Genomic DNA, 17,916 nt, shown 5'->3' with positions numbered 1-17,916 from the left:
TTATGGCGTCCCTGAAGGCGTGGTGGTGACCGCAGGCGTGGCCTGGGGCTTGCTCCACCAGGTTTCCACGCCGATGTCGTAGCGCGGCGTGATGGCGGGGTGGCCGATGTGGTTCCAGTACGCCACGCGCCAGGTCTTGATGTGCCAGTTGGGGACTACGTAGTGGCCCCAGAGCAGTACCCGGTCCAGGGCGCGGGTGTGGTCGATCAGGTCCTGGCGCGAGGAGGCATTGATCAGGCTCTCCACCAGGCTGTCGATGGCCGGGTCCTTGAGGCCCATGAAGTTGCGGCTGCCCGGCTTGTCGGCACTGGAGCTGGCCCAGTACTCGCGCTGCTCGTTGCCGGGCGAGGTGGACTGGGCGAAGCTGCCGACCATCATGTCGAAGTCGCGCGAGCGAACCCGGGTGACGTATTGCGAGACATCGACACGCCGGATCACCAGTTCGATGCCCAGATCCGCCAGGTTGCGCTTGTAGGGCAACAGCACCCGGTCGAAGTCGGCCTGGGTCAGCAGGAACTCGATCTTCACCGGTGTGCCCTGGGCATCCACCATCTTGTCGTCGACGATGCGCCAGCCGGCCTCCTGCAGCAGTTTGTAGGCTTGGCGTTGCTGCTCGCGCAGCATGCCGCTGGCGTCGGTGACCGGGTTGCTGAACGGCGTATCGAAGACACGTTCGGGAATCTGTCCGCGCAGCGGTTCGAGGATGTTCAGTTCGGCCGGGCTGGGCAGGCCGGAAGCCGCCATCTCGGAGTTCTCGAAATAGCTGTCGGTGCGCAGGTAGGCGCCGTTGAACAGTTGCTTGTTGGTCCACTCGAAATCGAACACCAACGCCAGAGCCTCGCGCACGCGCACGTCCTGGAACAGCGGCTTGCGCAGGTTGAAGACGAAGCCCTGCATGCCGGTCGGGTTGCCGTTGGGGATTTCCTCGCGCAACAGGCGTTTCTCGCGAACCGCCGGGATGTCGTAGGCGGTGGCCCAGTTCTTCGCACTGCTTTCCAGCCAGAAGTCGAATTGCCCGGCCTTGCCGGCTTGCAGGGCCACAGTGCTGTCGCGGTAGTACTCGATATCGAGCACATCGAAGTTGAACAGCCCGCGGTTCATCGGCAGGTCGCGGGCCCAGTAGTCCTTGACCCGCTCGTAGCGTATCGAGCGGCCCGCCTTGACCTCGGCAACCTTGTAGGGACCACTGCCCAGGGGGATGTCCAGGCTGCCCTTGGTGAAGTCTCGGCCCTGCCAGAAATGCTTGGGCAGTACCGGCAGCTGACCGAGGATCAGCGGCAGTTCCCGGTTGTTGCTGTGCTTGAACTTGAACAGAACCCGCAGCGGGTCTTCGGCGACGACATCGGCGACATCGGCGTAGTAGCCTCGGTAGAGCGGCGAGCCGCTTTGCATCAGGGTCTGGAAACTGAACACGACGTCTTCGGCGCGCATGGGCTGACCATCGTGGAAACGCGCCTCGGGACGCAGGTAGAAGCGCACCCAACTGTTGTCCGGAGCTTTCTCGATGCGGCCGGCCACCAGGCCGTACTCGGTGAAGGGCTCGTCCAGACTCCGCCGCGCCAGGGTGTCGTAGATCAGGTCTATGTCGTCGGCGGGCACGCCCTTGCTGATGAAGGGGTTGAGGCTGTCGAAGCTGCCCACGCCTTTCTGGCGAAAGGTGCCGCCCTTGGGGGCGTCGGGGTTCACGTAGTCATAGTGCTTGAAGTCCGCAGGGTATTTGGGCGCTTCGTCGTACAGCGTGAGTGCATGCTGCGGCGCGGCGTGCGCCACGCTGGCGGCGATGCACAGCGCGACAGCGCTCAGGGCCTTGCTCAGGGCACGTAAGGGCATCATCGAATCTTCTCCGTAGGCTTGATCCACCAGGCACTCAGGCCCAGGGTGTACGGCGGGGTGGTGACGAAGGCCAACCGGCTGCGGTACGCCAGGCGGTGGTAGTCCAGGTACCAGTTGGCAACCATGTAGTGCTGCGACAGGAGCACGCGGTCGAGCGCCCTGGCGGCGGCCACCTGGTCGTCGCGGCTCTGGGCGGCGAGCAACTGTTCGAGCAGACGGTCGACCACCGGGTTGGCGATGCCTGCGTAATTCTTGCTGCCGCGCACGGCGGCCTGGCTGGAGTGAAAGTACTGCCATTGCTCGAGCCCCGGACTCAGGGTCTGCGGCAGGGTCAGCGAGATCATGTCGAAATCGAACTGGTCCAAGCGCTGCTTGTACTGCGCGCGGTCCACGCTGCGCAGGTTGGCCTGCACGCCGATGCTGGCCAGGTTGGCGACATAGGGGCCCAGGATGCGCTCCAGATTGGAATTGACCAGCAGGATCTCCAGGCGCAGCGGCTGCCCCGCGGCATTGCGCAGGCGGTCGCCCTGCAACGTCCAGCCGGCCTCGCCAAGCAGGTGCAGTGCCTGGCGCAGCGTGGCCCGGGGAATGCCGTTGCCGTCGGTGGCGGGCATGCTTGGCGCCTCAAGGAACAAGGCCGGGCTCAGCGCGCTTTTGTACGCAGACAACAGCAGACGTTCCTTGCCGCTGGGCAGGCCGGTGGCGGCGAATTCACTGTTGGGGTAGTAGCTTTCGGTGCGCCGATAGGCGCCGCTGAACAGGGCGCGGTTGGTCCATTCGAAATCCAGCAGCAGGCCCAGCGCCTCGCGCACGCGTGGATCGCTATAGGCCGGGCGACGGGTATTGAAGAACAGGCCCTGGGTCTGCGTCGGGATCTTGTGGGGGATCTGCGCCTTGATCACGTCGCCGCGGCGCACGGCTGGAAAGTCGTAGCCGTTGGTCCAGTTCTTGGCCTGGTGCTCGATGTAGATGTCGAACTCGCCCGCCTTGAACGCTTCGAAGGCTACGTCGCTGTCCCGGTAGAACTCCACTTCCATGCGGTCGAAGTTGTACTTGCCGCGATTGACCGGCAGGTCCTTGCCCCACCAGTTGCGATCCCGCTCCAGCACCAGCCTTCTGCCCGGCACCACCTGGGTGATCCGATACGGGCCGCTGTTCACCGGCACCTCGAAGGTGGTGGCCTGGAAGTCCCGACCTTGCCAGTAGTGCTTGGGCAGGATCGGCAACTCGCCCAGGCGCAGGATCAGCAGCGGGTTGCCCGAACGCTTGAACACGAAGCGGATCCGCGTGGGGCTCAGCACATCGACCCGCAGCACTTCCTGCAGGTTGGTCCGGTACATCGGATGACCCTGGCTCAACAGCGTTCGGTAGGAGAACGCCACGTCCGCGGTGGTGATCGGATGGCCATCGTTGAAGCGCGCCTGCGGCCTGAGGTTGAACACGACCCAGCTGCGGCTTTCGTTGTATTCCACCGATTGGGCAATGAGGCCGTAGCTGGAGGTGGGTTCATCACCCGAAGGCGCGTATTGCCCGGTGCCGACCATCAACGGCTCGTTCAGCTCGTTGATGCCGTACTGCAGGAAGTTGGCGGTCTGGACCGGGCTGATGCCCTTGAAGGTGTAGGGGTTGAGCGTGTCGAAGGTGCCGAAGGCCATGGTGCGCAAGGTGCCGCCCTTGGGAGCGTCGGCGTTGACCCAATCGAAGTGGCTGAAGCGAGCCGGGTATTTGAGCGATCCGAATTGCGCATAGCCATGGCTCTGGGTGATCGTCGCGTTGGCACAGGTGCTCAACGCAAGGCCCAGCAGGCTGAGAAGGAGGGGACGCATCAATTCATGAATCCGAACCGGTCGGCAATGACTTTGTTGCGCTTACAGTAACAGTTTGTCTTAGCAGGAAGAAGAGTGGTGGTGGCATTCGGCTGGCCCTGCAACGTCCGCCAGGGCGGATCGTTGCGGGGTCAGGCGCACTCAGCGACGGTTCAGGTAGACCGTGAGGGTCTGGCCGGGCTTGAGCGCGTGTCCGCTGCGCGGATTCCAGCGCTTGAGGTGCTGCATCTCGACATTGAAGCGCTTGGCGACCAAGTACAGCGAATCGCCCTTGCGCACCTTGTAGGTGGTGGTTTTCTGCGCATCGCTGGCGGCCGACCCAGCCTTGGCTACCACCCGACCTTTGGCTTGTGTCTCGGCCTGCATCACCAGGGTCTGACCAACCTTGAGGTTCTTGCCGGTCAGGCGGTTCCAGCGCTGCAGGTCACGGGTGTCGACCTTGTTTGCCTTGGCGATCGACGCCAGGTTGTCGCCGCGGCGCACGGTGTACGACTTGGGCCGGCTGGGCTGCACCACTGCCACTTCGTCGAACACTCGCTGGGCGGGCGCCAGGGTCAGCAGTTCTTCGGGCTTCATGTTCGACAGGCTAGCGGTCAGCAATTGTGCCTTGGCCGTGGGCACCAGCAGGTGCTGGGTGGGCTCCATGGTTACGCGCTTCTTGAACGCCGGGTTGAGCTGGAACATCTCGTCTTCGTCGATGCCGGCCAGTGCCGCGACGCGGGACAGGTCGACGCGCTGGTTGACCTCCACCACATCGAAGTACGGTTGGTTGGCGATCGGGTTGAGGTTCACACCGTAGGCCTGGGGCGACTGCACCAGTTCGGCCAGGGCCAGCAGCTTGGGCACGTAGTCACGGGTTTCCTGCGGCAGGGGCAGGTTCCAGTAATCGGTGGGCAGGCCCAGTTTGTCGTTGCGCTCCATGGCCCGGCTGACCGTACCTTCGCCGGCGTTGTAGGCCGCCAGGGCCAGCAGCCAGTCGCCGTTGAACATCTCGTGCAGCTTGCTCAGGTAGTCCAATGCCGCGCCGGTGGAGGCGGTGACATCGCGACGGCCGTCGTAGAAATTGGTCTGGCGCAGGTTGAAGTAGCGACCTGTGGAGGGGATGAACTGCCACAGTCCGGAGGCATCGGAGCGCGAGTAGGCCATAGGGTTGAACGCGCTTTCGATGACTGGCAGCAAGGCCAGCTCCAACGGCATGTCGCGTTCTTCCAGTCGCTCGACGATGTAGTGCATGTACAGGCTGCCGCGACCGCTGGCGCTTTCCAGGAACGACGGGTTGCTGACGAACCACAGACGCTGCTGCTCGACGCGCGGGTTCATGGCAATGCTGTCTTGCAGCTGGAAACCGTCGCGAATGCGCTCCCACACGTCGTGCGGGGCCTTCTTGGCCTGGGCCTGGTTGACGAAGATCGGCTTGGGCCGCACGTGGGCGGTCAGCGCATGGGGGCGGGCGTCCTGGCCAGTGCCTGAAGAGACGCTCGCCGTGCTCTGGCAACCGGCCAGACCGGCGCACAGGGTGACCGCGATCGCTTGGGCCAGTCGCGTCAATGCGTCGGACTTGATGGTTGTGCGTATGGATGACGACATTGGCTGGAGGATAGTTCCGCGCGAAAATGTCGGGCGATTCTAGAAAGTGACCGAAGGTCGGTCAACCTTTGAGAAATTTCCGACACAAATCAGCGGCCTTCAGAACTTATCTTTCCAACTACGTAAGGTTGCGAACACCGCCTGCGCCGTGCCATGAGCCGTTCCGGCCCGTTCGTCCGCTTTTTGTTTAACGGATGTTTCAGCGACCCGCAGAAAAGGGTTCGTACGCTTTTCCAGGCCGATCGAAGTGGGCAGGGTGATAGCGTTGCGCTCACGCAACGCGGTGACCTCTTGCAGCCGTTGAGCGATGTCGGGATTGCCGGGCTCGACCGCCAAGGCGAATTTCAGGTTGCTCAGGGTGTACTCGTGGGCACTGTAGACCTGAGTGTCGTCGGGCAGTTGGGCCAGGCGCGACAGCGAGGCGTGCATCTGCTGCGGCGTGCCTTCGAACAGGCGACCGCAGCCAGCGGCGAACAGCGTGTCGCCCGGAAACAGCAGGGGCTGGGTATCGCTGGCGTGATAGAAGGCGATGTGGCCTGCCGTGTGCCCCGGTACGTCGTGCACCTGCAGGTGCAGGCCGAGCACGTCCAGGGTGTCGCCGTCGTGCAGCGCGCGGTCGCGGTCCGGTATCGATTCCTGGGCGGGCCCGCTGACCTGGGCACCGGTGCGGCGCTTGAGCGCCTCGACGCCGCCCACATGATCATTGTGGTGATGGGTGATGAGGATGTCGGTCAGGCGCATGTCGGGGTGGGCGTCCAGCCATCGCTCGACCGGCCCGGCGTCGCCCGGATCGACCACTGCACATTCGCCCGCCGCAGTGTCTTGTAACAACCAGATGTAGTTGTCGGAGAAAGCGTTCAGCGCTTGAATCTGTATCATGGCTCGGTTCGCTTGATTTCGATTAATGGTCCATCTTAGTGCTGCGTCGGCATTAGGTGAACCTCAGCGTGGGAGATCGTCATGACCGATACCGCCTTTGCCCAGGCCGACCCACAGTGGCTGGACCTGATCGGCCAGGCCCGCGAGTGGTTCGCCGGGCCGCATGGCCAGTTGCTGCTGCGTGAGGAGCAGCGCCTGCTCGAGGAAGAGCTGGCGCGTTTCTTCGGTGGCTACCTGGTGCACTACGGCCCCAGCGCCGAGCCGCCACCGGTGGCCGGGCAGATCCACCGCAACGTGCGCATGGGCGCGCCGTTTCCAGGGGTCGAGATCGTCTGCGAGGAACAGGCCTGGCCTCTGGGCGAACACGCCGCCGACGTCGTGGTGCTGCAGCACGGGCTGGATTTCAGCCTGTCGCCCCATGGCCTGCTGCGCGAGGCGGCCAGCGCGGTACGGCCAGGCGGGCACCTGCTGATCGTCGGCATCAACCCGTGGAGCGCGTGGGGCGCACGGCGGGTGTTCGCCAAGGACGCCCTGCACAAGGCCCGCTGTTTCTCCGCCTCGCGGGTCGCCGACTGGCTGAACCTGCTGGGCTTCGGGCTGGAGAAACGCCGGTTCGGGTGTTATCGTCCGCCGCTTGCTTCGCCCAGCTGGCAGGCGCGTCTCGCCGGTCTGGAGCGGGTTGCCGGCAAGTGGCAGAGCGGCGGCGGAGGCTTCTATATATTGGTCGCGCGCAAGATGGTGGTGGGGCTGCGGCCACTGGTGCAGCAACGCCGCGAGCCCATGGGCAAGCTGTTGCCGCTGCCAATGGCCAAGGTCAACCGAGACAATCCGAACATCGATGGAAAAGCCTGATGATTGACACTGTGGAAATCTTCACCGACGGCGCCTGCAAGGGCAATCCGGGCCCGGGTGGCTGGGGTGCGTTGCTGGTGTGCAAGGGCGTGGAGAAAGAGTTGTGGGGCGGCGAAAGCACCACGACCAACAACCGCATGGAGCTGACCGCTGCCATTCGCGGCCTGCAGGAGCTCAAGCGTGGCTGCAGTGTCCTGCTGGTGACCGACTCCGAATACGTGATGAAAGGCATCAACGAGTGGATGGTCAACTGGAAGAAACGCGGTTGGAAGACCGCCGCCAAGCAGCCGGTCAAGAACGCTGACCTTTGGCAGCAGCTCGATGAACAGGTCAATCGTCATGAAGTGAAATGGCAGTGGGTCCGCGGGCACAATGGCCATCCGGGCAACGAGCGCGCCGATGACCTGGCCAACCGCGGGGTCGATGAAGTGCGGGGCATGCGTCAGGCGTAGCCAGGCAGTCGGTCAGGCAGCCCAAGGCAGGTCGCTGGGAGCGCCTGCCGTGCTGTGCTAGAGTTTCACCGCCTGCGGTTCGATCTTCTCGAACCAACAGCTCTTCGTTTTACCCCCGATTTCCGCTTACCCGCTCGAGAGTTTTTGCCCATGGCCGTTCGTTCCGTAGTATTCGACACCGAAACCACCGGTATGCCGGTCACCGATGGCCATCGCGTGATCGAGATCGGCTGCGTCGAATTGATGGGACGCCGGTTGACCGGGCGCAACTTTCACGTCTACGTGCAGCCGGACCGACCCAGTGACGAGGGCGCCATTGGCGTGCACGGCATCACTGACGAGTTTCTGGTCGGCAAGCCCCGTTTCGCCGAGGTCGCCGACGAATTCTACGAGTTCATCCAGGGCGCGCAGATCATCGCGCACAACGCGACCTTCGACGTCGGCTTCCTGAACAACGAATTCAAGATCGCCGGCATGCCCGAGCGGGCCAACATTGCCGAGTACTGCACGGTGATCGACAGCCTGGCCATGGCGCGTGAGCGTCATCCGGGGCAGCGCAACAGCCTCGACGCGCTGTGCAAGCGCTACGGCATCGACAACTCCGGACGCGAACTGCACGGCGCTTTGCTCGACTCGGAGATCCTTGCGGACGTCTACCTGGCCATGACCGGGGGGCAGACCAGCCTGTCGCTGGCCGGCAACGCCAGCGATGGCGACAGCAGCAGCAAGCAGGGCAGCGAGATCCGTCGCCTGCCTGCGGACCGTCGGCAGACGGCTGTCATCCGCGCCAGTCAGGCCGAGCTCGACGAGCACATGGCGCGCCTGCAGATCATCGCCAAAGCCGCCGGAGCCGATGCGCTCTGGACGCAACTGGGCTCATAGGCCACCTCGGCGCACTCGGTGACGTTCTCTGCGCAAGTGTGCATCCGACTGGCCGACGCCAGCTTCGACGACTATGTACTGGGTGCCGATTTCAGTGCCCAGGTGTCTGGCTACGCCTCGCCCGAGTTCAATCGACCGGTAGCCGATTGGCCCCTGAGGTCCATACGGGCCTATCGCAAGGACTATGGCATCGATCCGGCCGAGTTCGCCCGTTATCGCGAGCCCGACACTGGTGGCGCCATCTTCATGGCCTGGCTGGGTGAGAAAGCGGTCGGTCATGTGGTGGTCAGTCGGCACTGGAACAACCTCGCCTATGTCGACGAGCTGGCCGTGGATGCCTCGGCACGCGGCTTGGGTGTGGCCAGGTCGCTGCTGGACGTGGTGCGATTCTGGGCCGTGAAGCAAGGCCTGCCGGGCGTCATGCTGGAAACCCAGAACAATAACCTGCCGGCCTGTCGTCTGTACGAGCGCTGCGGTTTCCGGCTGGGTGGCATCGACTACCTGCGTTATCAGGCGATCGATGCGGCCAGCCATGAGACAGCGCTGTTCTGGTATCGGCTATTCGCGGACGGGTGAGAGCAACGCCTGGGCATTGTGGGCGATGATTTCGAGCAGGGTCTTCTCGGCTGCCGAGCTCGACCCTGCGTTGCGCGTGAGGGCGTACAAGGTCACCGGTACGGCGGGTGACAATGGGCAGGTGTCCAGCCCCTGATCACGCGCGTCTGCCGCAGTGAACGGGTCGACGATGGCCAGGCCTTCGCCGGCTGCGACCATGCTGCGCATCAGCGGATAGGTCTGCACCCGCGTGTGGATTCGCGGCGGCGGATTGAGCGATTGCAGCTTGTGCTCCAGCACCAGGCTCAGCGGATCTTCCCCTTCCAGGCCGATCATCGCCTGTCCCGCCAGCTCATGCAGCGCGATGTAGCGATGCTTGGGAGAAAGCCATCCCTGTGGCGCCAGAAGCTGCACCTTGCCCTCGGCCAGGACCTGACTGCTGATGGAGGGATGCTGGGGGCAGTGCAGGCTGAGGCCGACATCGGTCTGGTGCAGCAGTAGGCTACGCACCATCTCGTCGGTGTTCTGGACTCCCAGGATGCATGGCGTTTCACGGAAGCGTCGGCGCAGGGTCGCGATGCTCTGCGGCAACAGATGGTGAGCCAGGGACGCCGTGCAGACCACATGCAAACCAGGGTCCTGGCGCTCGCGCAAACCGTCGGCCAGGCGTTGCAAACGTTCGACCTGAGTCTGCACCGCGGCGATGTCGGCCTGCATGCGCAGGGTTTCCGGCGTAGGCTGGAAATGGCCGCGAACCCGTGCGAACAGCAGAAACCCCAGTTGCCGTTCGGCATCGTGCAGGGTCTGCTCCAGGGTTTGCGTGGAGATATCGAGCATCTGCGCGGCGCTCTTGAGTTCGCCGGTCTGGCAGAGCGCCTGGATGATTTCGATGTGGCGCAGTCTCATGCGCAGTCCGTACCAGCTAAGGGTTCGGCGGGTATGCTAACGCAAATCGGTGCACGGACGATCAAGGGATTCGGATGATTTCCACGCCGCTCTGCACCAGTTGAAAACGGTCTTCGCCCAGGTGATTGACGCGATCGCCGATGGCCAGCTTGTAGGTGGAAGTCGGCGCGCTGCCTTCGACCGCCGGGGTCGATTCCTGAAACTCATGCACCGGGTAGATGCGACCTTCCGCATCGCGTGCATGAAATTGCCCAACCAGCACTGCAGCCATTTTATTTCCAACCTCTGAAGAATTTTGCATGTATCTCGCTGGCACTGTAGACCTCTGTTTATTCAGGTAGTTTTGCCAGCGAGGAAAAATAGTGCGGGTTCCGGACTGGTGGCGGACAAACCGGGCCAAGTCATCTATAACTACCCCTCGATCAATCCACTACGAGGGTAACGACATGAGCAAGGTCTATTCGGTTGCGGTACTGGTCGGCAGCCTCAGGAAGGATTCCATCAACCGCAAGGTGGCTCTGGCACTGCAGGCCTTGGCGCCTGACAACCTGGCGCTGAAGATCGTCGAAATCGGCGATCTGCCGCTCTACAACGAAGACATCGATGTCACGCCCCCCGCTGCTTATAACACCTTTCGCCAGGCGCTGGGCGAAGCCGATGCCGTGCTGTTCGTCACGCCCGAGTACAACCGCTCGGTGCCGGCGCCGTTGAAGAACGCGATCGACGTGGGTTCGCGCCCCTATGGCCAGAGCCACTTCACCGGCAAACCAGGCGCGGTGATGAGCGTCTCGCCCGGCGCCGTCGGTGGTTTCGGGGCCAACCAGCATCTGCGTCAGTGCATGGTGTTTCTCGACGTGGCGATGATGCAGCAGCCCGAAGCGTACCTGGGGCACGCCGGTGGCCTGTTCGACGAGAACGGGCAGGTGGTGGAGAAGAGCCGGCCATTCCTGCAGGGTTTCATCGATGCGTTCGGGCGCTGGGTTGAACGCGTGGCGTGATGGCGGGTCCGGCGGATTTTGGTCGATCCGCTCCCGGCGGGCAGGTAAACTGCGCCGCAACGCGCGGGCAGCAGTCGCCCGCGCATGGGTCAAGCGAACAAGAGAGCGGGTAAATGGGCGCACAGTGGAAAGCTAAACATCGTGAAGCAGCAGCCAACGCCAAGGGGCGTATCTTCGGCAAGCTGTCCAAGGAAATTTCGATCGCGGCACGTTCCGGTACCGATCCGGACATCAATGCCCGCCTGCGATTGGTGATCGAACAGGCCAAGAAGGCCTCGATGACCCGCGAGACGCTGGAACGTGCCATCAAGAAAGGCGCCGGCGTGGGCGACGATGCGGTCAACTACACGCTGGTCAAGTATGAAGGCTTTGCGCCGCACCAGGTGCCGGTGATCGTCGAGTGCCTGACCGACAACGTCAACCGCACCGTTTCGCAGATTCGCGTGCTGTTTCGCAAGGGCACGCTGGGCGCCGAGGGTCCGGTGTCCTGGGATTTCCATCACTATGGGATGATCGAGGCGACACCGGATTCGGCCGATGTCGATGCCGAGGAAGCGGCCATCGAAGCCGGTGCTCAGGAAGTCGAGTCGGCCGACGAGGGCGCGTTCCTGTTCCTGACCGAGACCACCGATCTGGACGCTGTCTGCAAGGCATTGCCGGGCCAGGGTTTCACCGTGGTGTCGGCGAAGATCGGCTACGTGCCGAAAAACCCGGTGACCCTGGACGATGCCGCGCAGCTGGCCGAAGTGGAGGATTTCCTGGATGCCATCGACGGCAACGACGACGTGCAGAACGTCTATGTAGGCCTGGCCGGTTGATTTAATCGGCGCCTGCGGTGCATCAGGTCGATCGCATGTACCGCCGACGCGGCTCGCGCCGCTGCTACAGGGATCGGCTCATGCCGTGGGCGTGGGTTTGCGCCGCCGTGGGATCGGCGGCTGCCGTGGGCTTGGGTTTGCGCCGCCAGTGTAGCAGCGGCGCGAGCCGCGTCCGGGTTCGGCGCGGTAGGTCGGGCTGGACTCAGGCATCCAGGCGCTGGGTGATCTGCGCGAAGCTGGGGCGGGCCAGGACTTGGGGCTGGACGCACTGGCGTTGCAGCGCCCACAGGTCGTCGTCCACTTCGTTGCAACGCGTCAGCAACTCTTCGAACAGCAAGCCGAAGGCGCGGACTTCGATGCGCTCCAGTGCCTGCGATACCTCGCCGCCGTCGCCGGGGTAGAACGAGGCGCCGCCGAAATCGCCGAACAGGCACTCGCCATTTTCCTGCCACAGCACATTGTGGGCGTAGAAATCACCGTGGTTGATCCCGCGCGCATGCAGATGGGCGCCGACTCCGGCCATACCCCGCAGAAGGCGCAACAGCGCATCGCGGTCGATGGCGAAATCGGCCGAGTAGATGTCGCGCGTGCAGGACGCCAGGCTGGGTGGTCCCGCCAGGTTGGCAAACGAGGGGTCGATCAGGGCCATGACCAGCCCGGCGGTACCGTCGGGATGCCCGCTCAGCCGGCCCAGTACCTCGATCAGTTGCGGATGCTCACCCGCGGCCATGCAGGCGTTGATTTCGTTGACCGGTGAACCGTCGCTGGTCATCGCACCTTTGTACAGCTTCACGGCCACCGGCTGTCCACTGTCCAGATGGGCGCGGTAGATGATCCCCGAAGCGCCTTCCCCCAGCTGCGCGTCCAGGCGCAGGTCGTCCCAGGCGATGTGTCCGCGCGTGCCTTCGCTGTGCGGTGTGGTGAAGGCTTCACTCATCGGGTTGCCGGCATAGGCCAGCCAGGCCAGCCGCGGCAGGCGCAGCAGCCAGTCGGGCAGGGCTGGCAGACGGTTCGCCGACAGCCGCAGCAATTCGAGGTTTTCGAGTTGCGCCAGGCTGTCGGGCAAGGCCTGCAGACGGTTGCCCGAGAGCATCAGCTTCTGCATCTGCCGACAGTTGCCCAGTGCTTCGGGCAAGTGTTCGATACGGTTGTCGGTGAGAATCAGCCAGCGCAACTGAGCAGGCAGCGCTTCTGCCGGCACGTGTTCGATCCGGTTGGCCTTGAAGCCCACCATGCTCAACTGCGGGCAGCGCCCGATGCAGGCAGGCAATTCGGTAAAGGGATTGTCCGAGCAGAACAGCACCTTGAGCTTGTGCAGCCGGTGCAGGTCATCGGGCAGGCGGGTCAGCGCGTTGCCGCTGAGGTTGAGCACCTCCAGGCTGTCGGCCAGGGTGAAGATGGCCTGGGGAAATTCGGTCAGGCCGCAGGACAGGTCCAGTCGGGTGGCGCCAGCCAGTTGGCCGGCTTCGAGCAGCTCGAGGGTATTCATGGGACAACCGTCGTCAAGGAAATCGCGGTGGCCATCATAGCGGTTCGTGGGCGTCACGCCACGTTCGCCGTTCGACCTTGGTCGGCTGGCAGCTCGGCCAACGCCAGCCATACTCAATGCTCGCCCTTCAATAACAACAATCCAGGGTTGGCTATCGATGAACTATCAGCAAGCGTACGCACGCTCCATTTCCGACCCGGCCGGGTTCTGGGCAGAACAGGCCCGGTCGGTCGCCTGGTCGCACCCTCCGCAGCACGTGCTCGATGTACAGCCAGACGGCACCCACCGCTGGTTCGCCGACGGCCGTCTCAATACCAGCTATCTGTGCCTGGACCGACAGGTGGCACTCGGTCGTGGCGCACAGACGGCGCTGATCTACGATTCACCGGTGACCGGGGTCCAGCAACGCTTTACCTATCAAGAACTGCTCGACCACGTGGCGCGCCTTGCGGGCGTGCTCACTCGCCTGGGCGTGGGCAAGGGTGATGGCGTGGTGATCTACATGCCGATGGTGCCCGAGGCGGCCATGGCGATGCTGGCCTGCGCGCGGATCGGCGCGGTGCATTCGGTGGTGTTCGGTGGCTTTGCCGCCAACGAGCTGGCGCTGCGCATCGACGACTGCCGGCCCAAGCTGCTGCTGACGGCCTCCTGCGGTGTGGAATTCGACCGCGTGATTGCCTACAAGCCCCTGGTGGACAAGGCCCTGAGCCTGGCACATCACGCCCCGCAGCAAGTGCTGGTACTGCAACGGCCGCAGGCCCTGGCGCACCTGCAGAGCGGGCGCGATCTGGACTGGCAGACGCAGTTGCAGGATGCAGAACCGGTCGCAGCCGTGGACATGGCCAGCGGCGATCCGCTGTACGTGATGTACACCTCCGGCACCACCGGCAAACCCAAGGGCATCGTCCGTGAAACCGGTGGCAACGCGGTCGCCCTGACTTTCACCATGGGCGCCATCTACGGGATGCGCGCGGGCGATGTCTGGTGGGGGATTTCCGACGTCGGCTGGGTAGTGGGTCACTCGTTGATCGTCTACGGACCGTTGATGTGCGGCTGCACCAGCATTCTCTATGAGGGCAAGCCGATTCGCACGCCCGATGCCGGCAGCTACTGGCGCGTGATCGAGCAATACCGGGTCAATGCACTGTTCTGCGCGCCCACCGCCATGCGCGCGATTCGCAAGGAAGACCCGGAAGGGCGGTTGTTGCGCGACTATGACCTGAGCTCGTTGCGCCAGTTGTTCCTGGCCGGCGAGAAGCTCGATTCCAGTACTCACCGCTGGCTGGAAGAGCAGACCGGCAAGCCGGTCCACGACCACTGGTGGCAGACCGAAACAGGCTGGCCGGTGACCGCGCCCTGCATGGGCCTGGAGGGTTCGGCAGTGCGTGTGGGTTCGAGCAACCGGGCGGTTCCGGGCTATCACGTGCAGGTGCTGGACGAGCAAGGCGAGCTGCTGGCGCCGGGCGAGCAGGGCGCCATCGTCATCGCGCTGCCGTTGCCGCCGGGGTGCAGCCAGACCCTGTGGGGCGATCATTCGCGCTACCTGCAAAGCTACCTGGAACGCTACCCCGGCTACTACCACACCGGCGACGGTGGTTACCTGGACGCCGACGGCTATGTGCACATCATGGGGCGCACCGACGATGTCATCAACGTCTCGGGCCATCGGTTGTCGACCGGTGAAATGGAAGACCTGGTTGCCCGCCATGCCGACGTGGCCGAGTGCGCCGTGATCGGCGTCAGCGATGAAATCAAGGGCGAAGTGCCGTTGGCGCTGGTGGTGCTCAAGGACGGCAGTGACGTGAGCCCCAGCGTGCTGCAGACGCAACTGGTAGCGCAGGTACGTGAATCCATTGGCGCGCTGGCGTGTTTGCAGCGGGTGCTGGTGGTCAAGCGCCTGCCCAAGACGCGCTCGGGCAAGATTCTGCGTGCGGTGCTGCGCAAGATTGCCGCGCAGGAAGTGTTCGTCGCCCCCTCGACCATCGACGACCCGGCGATACTGGAGGAGATCGCCCAGGTGCTCGCTGCGCGTTAGCCGAGCCGTTATCGGGGCAGTTGTTCATCGAGCAGGATCAACTGCCCCAGTCGGCTGCGTGTGCGCATCAGGTCGATGACCGAACCCGCCAGGCTCTCGGCCAGCGGGCGTTCGCCGACCAGTATCAAGGTCTTGTCCTGGTCGTACAGCACGTCGATGAGGTTGATGAAGCGTTGCTGCACAGCGGTCGAACACTCGTCCAGTAGCGGCAGATGGTCGATGCTCCACCGCTCGAAACGTTTGCACAACGCCAGGTAGTCGATGACCGCCGTGGGTTCTTCACAGAGGTCGGCGAAATTGAAATGGACACGGTCGTCGTCGATCAGGCGCGCGCGTAGCTGGCGGTTGCCGACGTCCAGCGGCACCGGCTCCAGATCCGCTGGCGGCAGTTGCAGCCGCGCCCGCTGCGCCGGGGTTCCGGGCCATACATAGTGGCCGCGGGTGAAGCGTTGTTGCGGTCGGTCTTGGGACAGGCTGCGGTAATCGGTGGCGCCTCCGACTTCCAGTACATCCATCCGGGCGTTGATCAGTTCGATAACGGGCAGGAAACGCTGGTGATAGAGGGGGTTGGGCAGCAGGCCTTCGGGTGGATAGTTGGAGGTCACGACCAGCAGGATGCCACGCTCGAAGAGGGCCTTGAACAGCCGCGTGATGAGCATGGCGTCGCCGATGTCGTGCACATGGAATTCGTCGAAACACAGCAGACGGCAGTTCTCCAGCAGCTCATCCAGGGTGCTAGCCAGTGAGTCGACGGCCTGCCGATGGCGGAACATACCCTGATGCAACTGGGCGAAAAAATCGTGGAAGTGCAGGCGGCGTTTTTCTTCCAAAGGAGCCGCCCTGAACAAGCCATCGAGCAGCCAGCTCTTGCCGCGCCCCACGGCGCCATGCAGGTACAGACTGCGCACTGCCGTGCTCTGCAGCAAGGCAGGCATGCGCTCGGCCATGCTGGCGATGACCCGCGTTTGATCGGCACCGAGGGTGTAGCCCGATTGCCTGGCCCGCTCGTCGAACCAAGTCTGCAACGCCACAGCGGCGTCGCTGGTTTCAGCCTTCGGCTCGGGTTTGAACAGGCGTTTGTACAGGGCGTGCAGCGACGGTAATGCGGTCAATCGGGGTGCTCCATGACGAACCGTGGGTCAACGCAGACCGGAGACCATTTGCGCAAGCACACTCAGCACATCGCCGCCCAGTCGCGCGGAGCGCTGGCCGTTCCAGCCGGTATGACTGTCCGGTGCGTCGTCGTGATCCTTGAACGGCATCTCCAGGGTCAACGACAGGCAGTCGAATCGCTCGCCGACGCTGTTGCAGGCCAGGGTCATGTTGGCCTCGCCCGGCTTGTCGCGGGTGTAGCCGTGCACTGCCTGGAAGTCAGGGGTACGGGCGCACAACAGGTCGCGGAAGGTCTGTTCCAGTTGGGCGATGCGTGGGGTATAGCCAGGGTTGCCTTCGCAGGCGGCGGTGAACACGTAGGGGATTTCTTCGTCACCGTGGGCGTCGATGAACAGGTCGACGCCATGCTTGTCCATTTGCTGCTGAACGAAGAACACTTCGGGCGTGTATTCGGCGCTTGAATCCTGCCAGGCGCGGTTCAGGTCGCGACCGCGGGCGTTGGTGCGCAGATGACCGTGCACGGCGCCATCGGGATTCATGTTCGGGACCAGGTACACGTCGGCCTTCTCCAGCAGCGCCTGGACCTCGGCATCATTGGCCTGCAGGCGATCGATCACGCCTTCCATGAACCACTGGGCCATGTGCTCGCCCGGATGCTGCTGGGCGATCAGCCACAGCCGACGCTTGCCCGGCGCACCATCGCCCTTGCGCAGCAACGGTATTTCCCGCCCCTCGCAGCTTTGGCCCACGGCAAGCAGCTGCAAACCGGCCTCCATCACCGCGCGATCGATCAGGGCGTCGTGACGCTCGCGGCTATAAGGTTCGAAATAGGCAAACCACATGTCGCTGTTCTGCGCTTCGAGGCCGAAGCGCAGGGCCTGGCCATCGAACGTGCTGGGGACGCGGAACCAGTGCTTCTGATCGCTGGAGGCTACGGCATGGTAGCCGTGCCAGGCGTGACCATAGGAAGACTGGGCGGCGTTCTGCAACCTGAATTCGTAGCGTTGGCCAACCTGCAGCGCTGTGGCCTTGAAGTGAAACCACTGGAAGTGCGCGCTCTGACGGTCCGGGCGAATCGCCAGGTGCACGTCGAGCGGATCGCGTGCGTCGATGACTTCGATGTTGCCGCTGTCGAAGTCGGCACTGATCTGCGGGGAGGGGCGGGTCACGGTTGTGTTCCTGTACCTGAGTTCTTGTACCGCCACTGTACACCGAGCAGTGGGCCATCCCGCAACTAGCGCACGAACTTCTTTCATGCTTTTCGCAATGAGGTGCGATGTCGCTGAATCGATGACAGGCCGGTTAAGGGATGGTTCGTGCAACTTGAACTCGGGGTCAATGCTGGGCAGAGGCGAAGTCGGAGACGTCTTTTTATTTTTTGCACAAACTAATGCTGTGCTGTTTTTTTCCGGATTAACGATGTTGGGTGATAGCGGTCTGACATCGTGAAATTGTTATAAATCGTCAGCCCCTGAGCGCCCTGACGTACTAGCCTATTGCTTATATGGCGCAGAGCCATAACGTCGACACCATATAAGGTTTTCAGAAAAGTCGACCTAGGACAGGCAGTTAGAAGTTTAAGGTGGGCTCGCCATGGAATCATGTCAATTATTCATCATGCAGCGGGATTGCTACGGATGAATCGTTTCGTCTAGCGACTTCCCGTTCGGGATACTTATTGGAATACACCT

The 17,916-nt window shown here is 63.3% G+C and carries 16 protein-coding genes; 7 read left to right on the top strand and 9 right to left on the bottom strand.

Annotation, left to right across the window (positions count from 1 at the left end; translation table 11 throughout):
- The 4 genes from AC788_RS01355 to gloB form a co-directional block, all read right to left on the bottom strand.
- The gene (locus AC788_RS01355; protein ID WP_049858841.1) at positions 1–1,833 is read right to left on the bottom strand and encodes an extracellular solute-binding protein; all 1,833 of its coding nucleotides are present in this window, start codon (positions 1,831–1,833) and stop codon (positions 1–3) included.
- Positions 1,830–3,662, bottom strand: coding sequence for an extracellular solute-binding protein (locus tag AC788_RS01350; protein ID WP_049858840.1), 1,833 nt, complete (start codon positions 3,660–3,662; stop codon positions 1,830–1,832). Before AC788_RS01350 ends, AC788_RS01355 begins: the two co-directional genes overlap by 4 nt.
- Before the next feature lie 138 nt (positions 3,663–3,800).
- Positions 3,801–5,246: a lytic transglycosylase domain-containing protein gene (locus AC788_RS01345; protein ID WP_049858839.1), complete on the bottom strand. Its 1,446-nt coding sequence runs from the start codon at positions 5,244–5,246 to the stop codon at positions 3,801–3,803.
- Between the two features lie 99 nt (positions 5,247–5,345).
- Entirely contained in the window at positions 5,346–6,125 is a 780-nt protein-coding gene (gene gloB, locus AC788_RS01340; RefSeq protein WP_049858838.1) for a hydroxyacylglutathione hydrolase, read from the bottom strand.
- Positions 6,126–6,206: 81 nt separating this feature from the next.
- Between gloB and AC788_RS01335 the strand changes: the two genes are divergently transcribed.
- The 4 genes from AC788_RS01335 (at position 6,207) to AC788_RS01320 (ending at position 8,887) form a co-directional block, all read left to right on the top strand.
- Positions 6,207–6,977, top strand: a complete 771-nt coding sequence (locus tag AC788_RS01335) for a methyltransferase domain-containing protein (RefSeq protein ID WP_049858837.1) — start codon at positions 6,207–6,209, stop codon at positions 6,975–6,977.
- Positions 6,977–7,429, top strand: a complete 453-nt coding sequence (gene rnhA, locus AC788_RS01330; protein ID WP_049858836.1) for a ribonuclease HI — start codon at positions 6,977–6,979, stop codon at positions 7,427–7,429. The genes AC788_RS01335 and rnhA overlap by 1 nt, the downstream gene beginning before the upstream one ends.
- A 150-nt stretch (positions 7,430–7,579) precedes the next feature.
- Positions 7,580–8,311: a DNA polymerase III subunit epsilon gene (dnaQ, locus tag AC788_RS01325; RefSeq protein ID WP_049858835.1), complete on the top strand. Its 732-nt coding sequence runs from the start codon at positions 7,580–7,582 to the stop codon at positions 8,309–8,311.
- A gap of 18 nt (positions 8,312–8,329) precedes the next feature.
- The gene (locus tag AC788_RS01320) at positions 8,330–8,887 is read left to right on the top strand and encodes a GNAT family N-acetyltransferase (RefSeq protein ID WP_049858834.1); all 558 of its coding nucleotides are present in this window, start codon (positions 8,330–8,332) and stop codon (positions 8,885–8,887) included.
- Here AC788_RS01320 and AC788_RS01315 read toward each other — a convergent pair.
- Together AC788_RS01315 and AC788_RS01310 are read right to left on the bottom strand one after the other, a co-directional pair.
- The gene (locus tag AC788_RS01315; protein ID WP_049858833.1) at positions 8,870–9,772 is read right to left on the bottom strand and encodes a LysR family transcriptional regulator; all 903 of its coding nucleotides are present in this window, start codon (positions 9,770–9,772) and stop codon (positions 8,870–8,872) included. The two genes, AC788_RS01320 and AC788_RS01315, sit on opposite strands and share 18 nt — an antisense overlap.
- 61 nt (positions 9,773–9,833) lie before the next feature.
- Positions 9,834–10,043, bottom strand: a complete 210-nt coding sequence (locus tag AC788_RS01310; protein WP_043185963.1) for a hypothetical protein — start codon at positions 10,041–10,043, stop codon at positions 9,834–9,836.
- Between the two features lie 175 nt (positions 10,044–10,218).
- Here AC788_RS01310 and AC788_RS01305 point away from each other — a divergent pair, with 175 nt between their 5' ends.
- Both AC788_RS01305 and AC788_RS01300 read left to right on the top strand, forming a co-directional pair.
- On the top strand, positions 10,219–10,770 hold the full coding sequence (locus AC788_RS01305) for an NADPH-dependent FMN reductase (RefSeq protein ID WP_049858832.1): 552 nt from the start codon (positions 10,219–10,221) through the stop codon (positions 10,768–10,770).
- A gap of 113 nt (positions 10,771–10,883) precedes the next feature.
- Positions 10,884–11,588 (top strand): YebC/PmpR family DNA-binding transcriptional regulator, encoded by a 705-nt coding sequence (locus tag AC788_RS01300; RefSeq protein WP_049858831.1) that lies wholly within the window; start codon positions 10,884–10,886, stop codon positions 11,586–11,588.
- A 202-nt stretch (positions 11,589–11,790) separates the two neighbouring features.
- Here the strand turns inward: AC788_RS01300 and AC788_RS01295 are convergent, their stop codons facing one another.
- Positions 11,791–13,077, bottom strand: a complete 1,287-nt coding sequence (locus AC788_RS01295; protein ID WP_049858830.1) for a leucine-rich repeat-containing protein kinase family protein — start codon at positions 13,075–13,077, stop codon at positions 11,791–11,793.
- Positions 13,078–13,234: 157 nt separating this feature from the next.
- Here AC788_RS01295 and AC788_RS01290 point away from each other — a divergent pair, with 157 nt between their 5' ends.
- Positions 13,235–15,112, top strand: a complete 1,878-nt coding sequence (locus AC788_RS01290) for a propionyl-CoA synthetase (RefSeq protein WP_049858829.1) — start codon at positions 13,235–13,237, stop codon at positions 15,110–15,112.
- An 8-nt stretch (positions 15,113–15,120) separates the two neighbouring features.
- On the opposite strand, the gene zapE is transcribed toward AC788_RS01290, so the two are convergent.
- Together zapE and AC788_RS01280 are read right to left on the bottom strand one after the other, a co-directional pair.
- Entirely contained in the window at positions 15,121–16,224 is a 1,104-nt protein-coding gene (zapE, locus tag AC788_RS01285) for a cell division protein ZapE (protein WP_049858828.1), read from the bottom strand.
- Between the two features lie 27 nt (positions 16,225–16,251).
- Positions 16,252–17,394 carry a M14 family metallopeptidase gene (locus tag AC788_RS01280; RefSeq protein WP_049858827.1) on the bottom strand — a complete coding sequence of 381 codons (1,143 nt, stop codon included), beginning with the start codon at positions 17,392–17,394 and terminating at the stop codon, positions 16,252–16,254.
- Positions 17,395–17,916 lie beyond the last annotated feature (522 nt).

Source organism: Pseudomonas sp. RIT-PI-a, from assembly GCF_001187875.1.
Classification (GTDB): Bacteria; Pseudomonadota; Gammaproteobacteria; order Pseudomonadales; family Pseudomonadaceae; genus Aquipseudomonas; species Aquipseudomonas coleopterorum.
The sequence above is the reverse complement of the archived record's forward strand: the minus strand, read 5'-3'. Positions and strand labels throughout refer to the sequence as shown.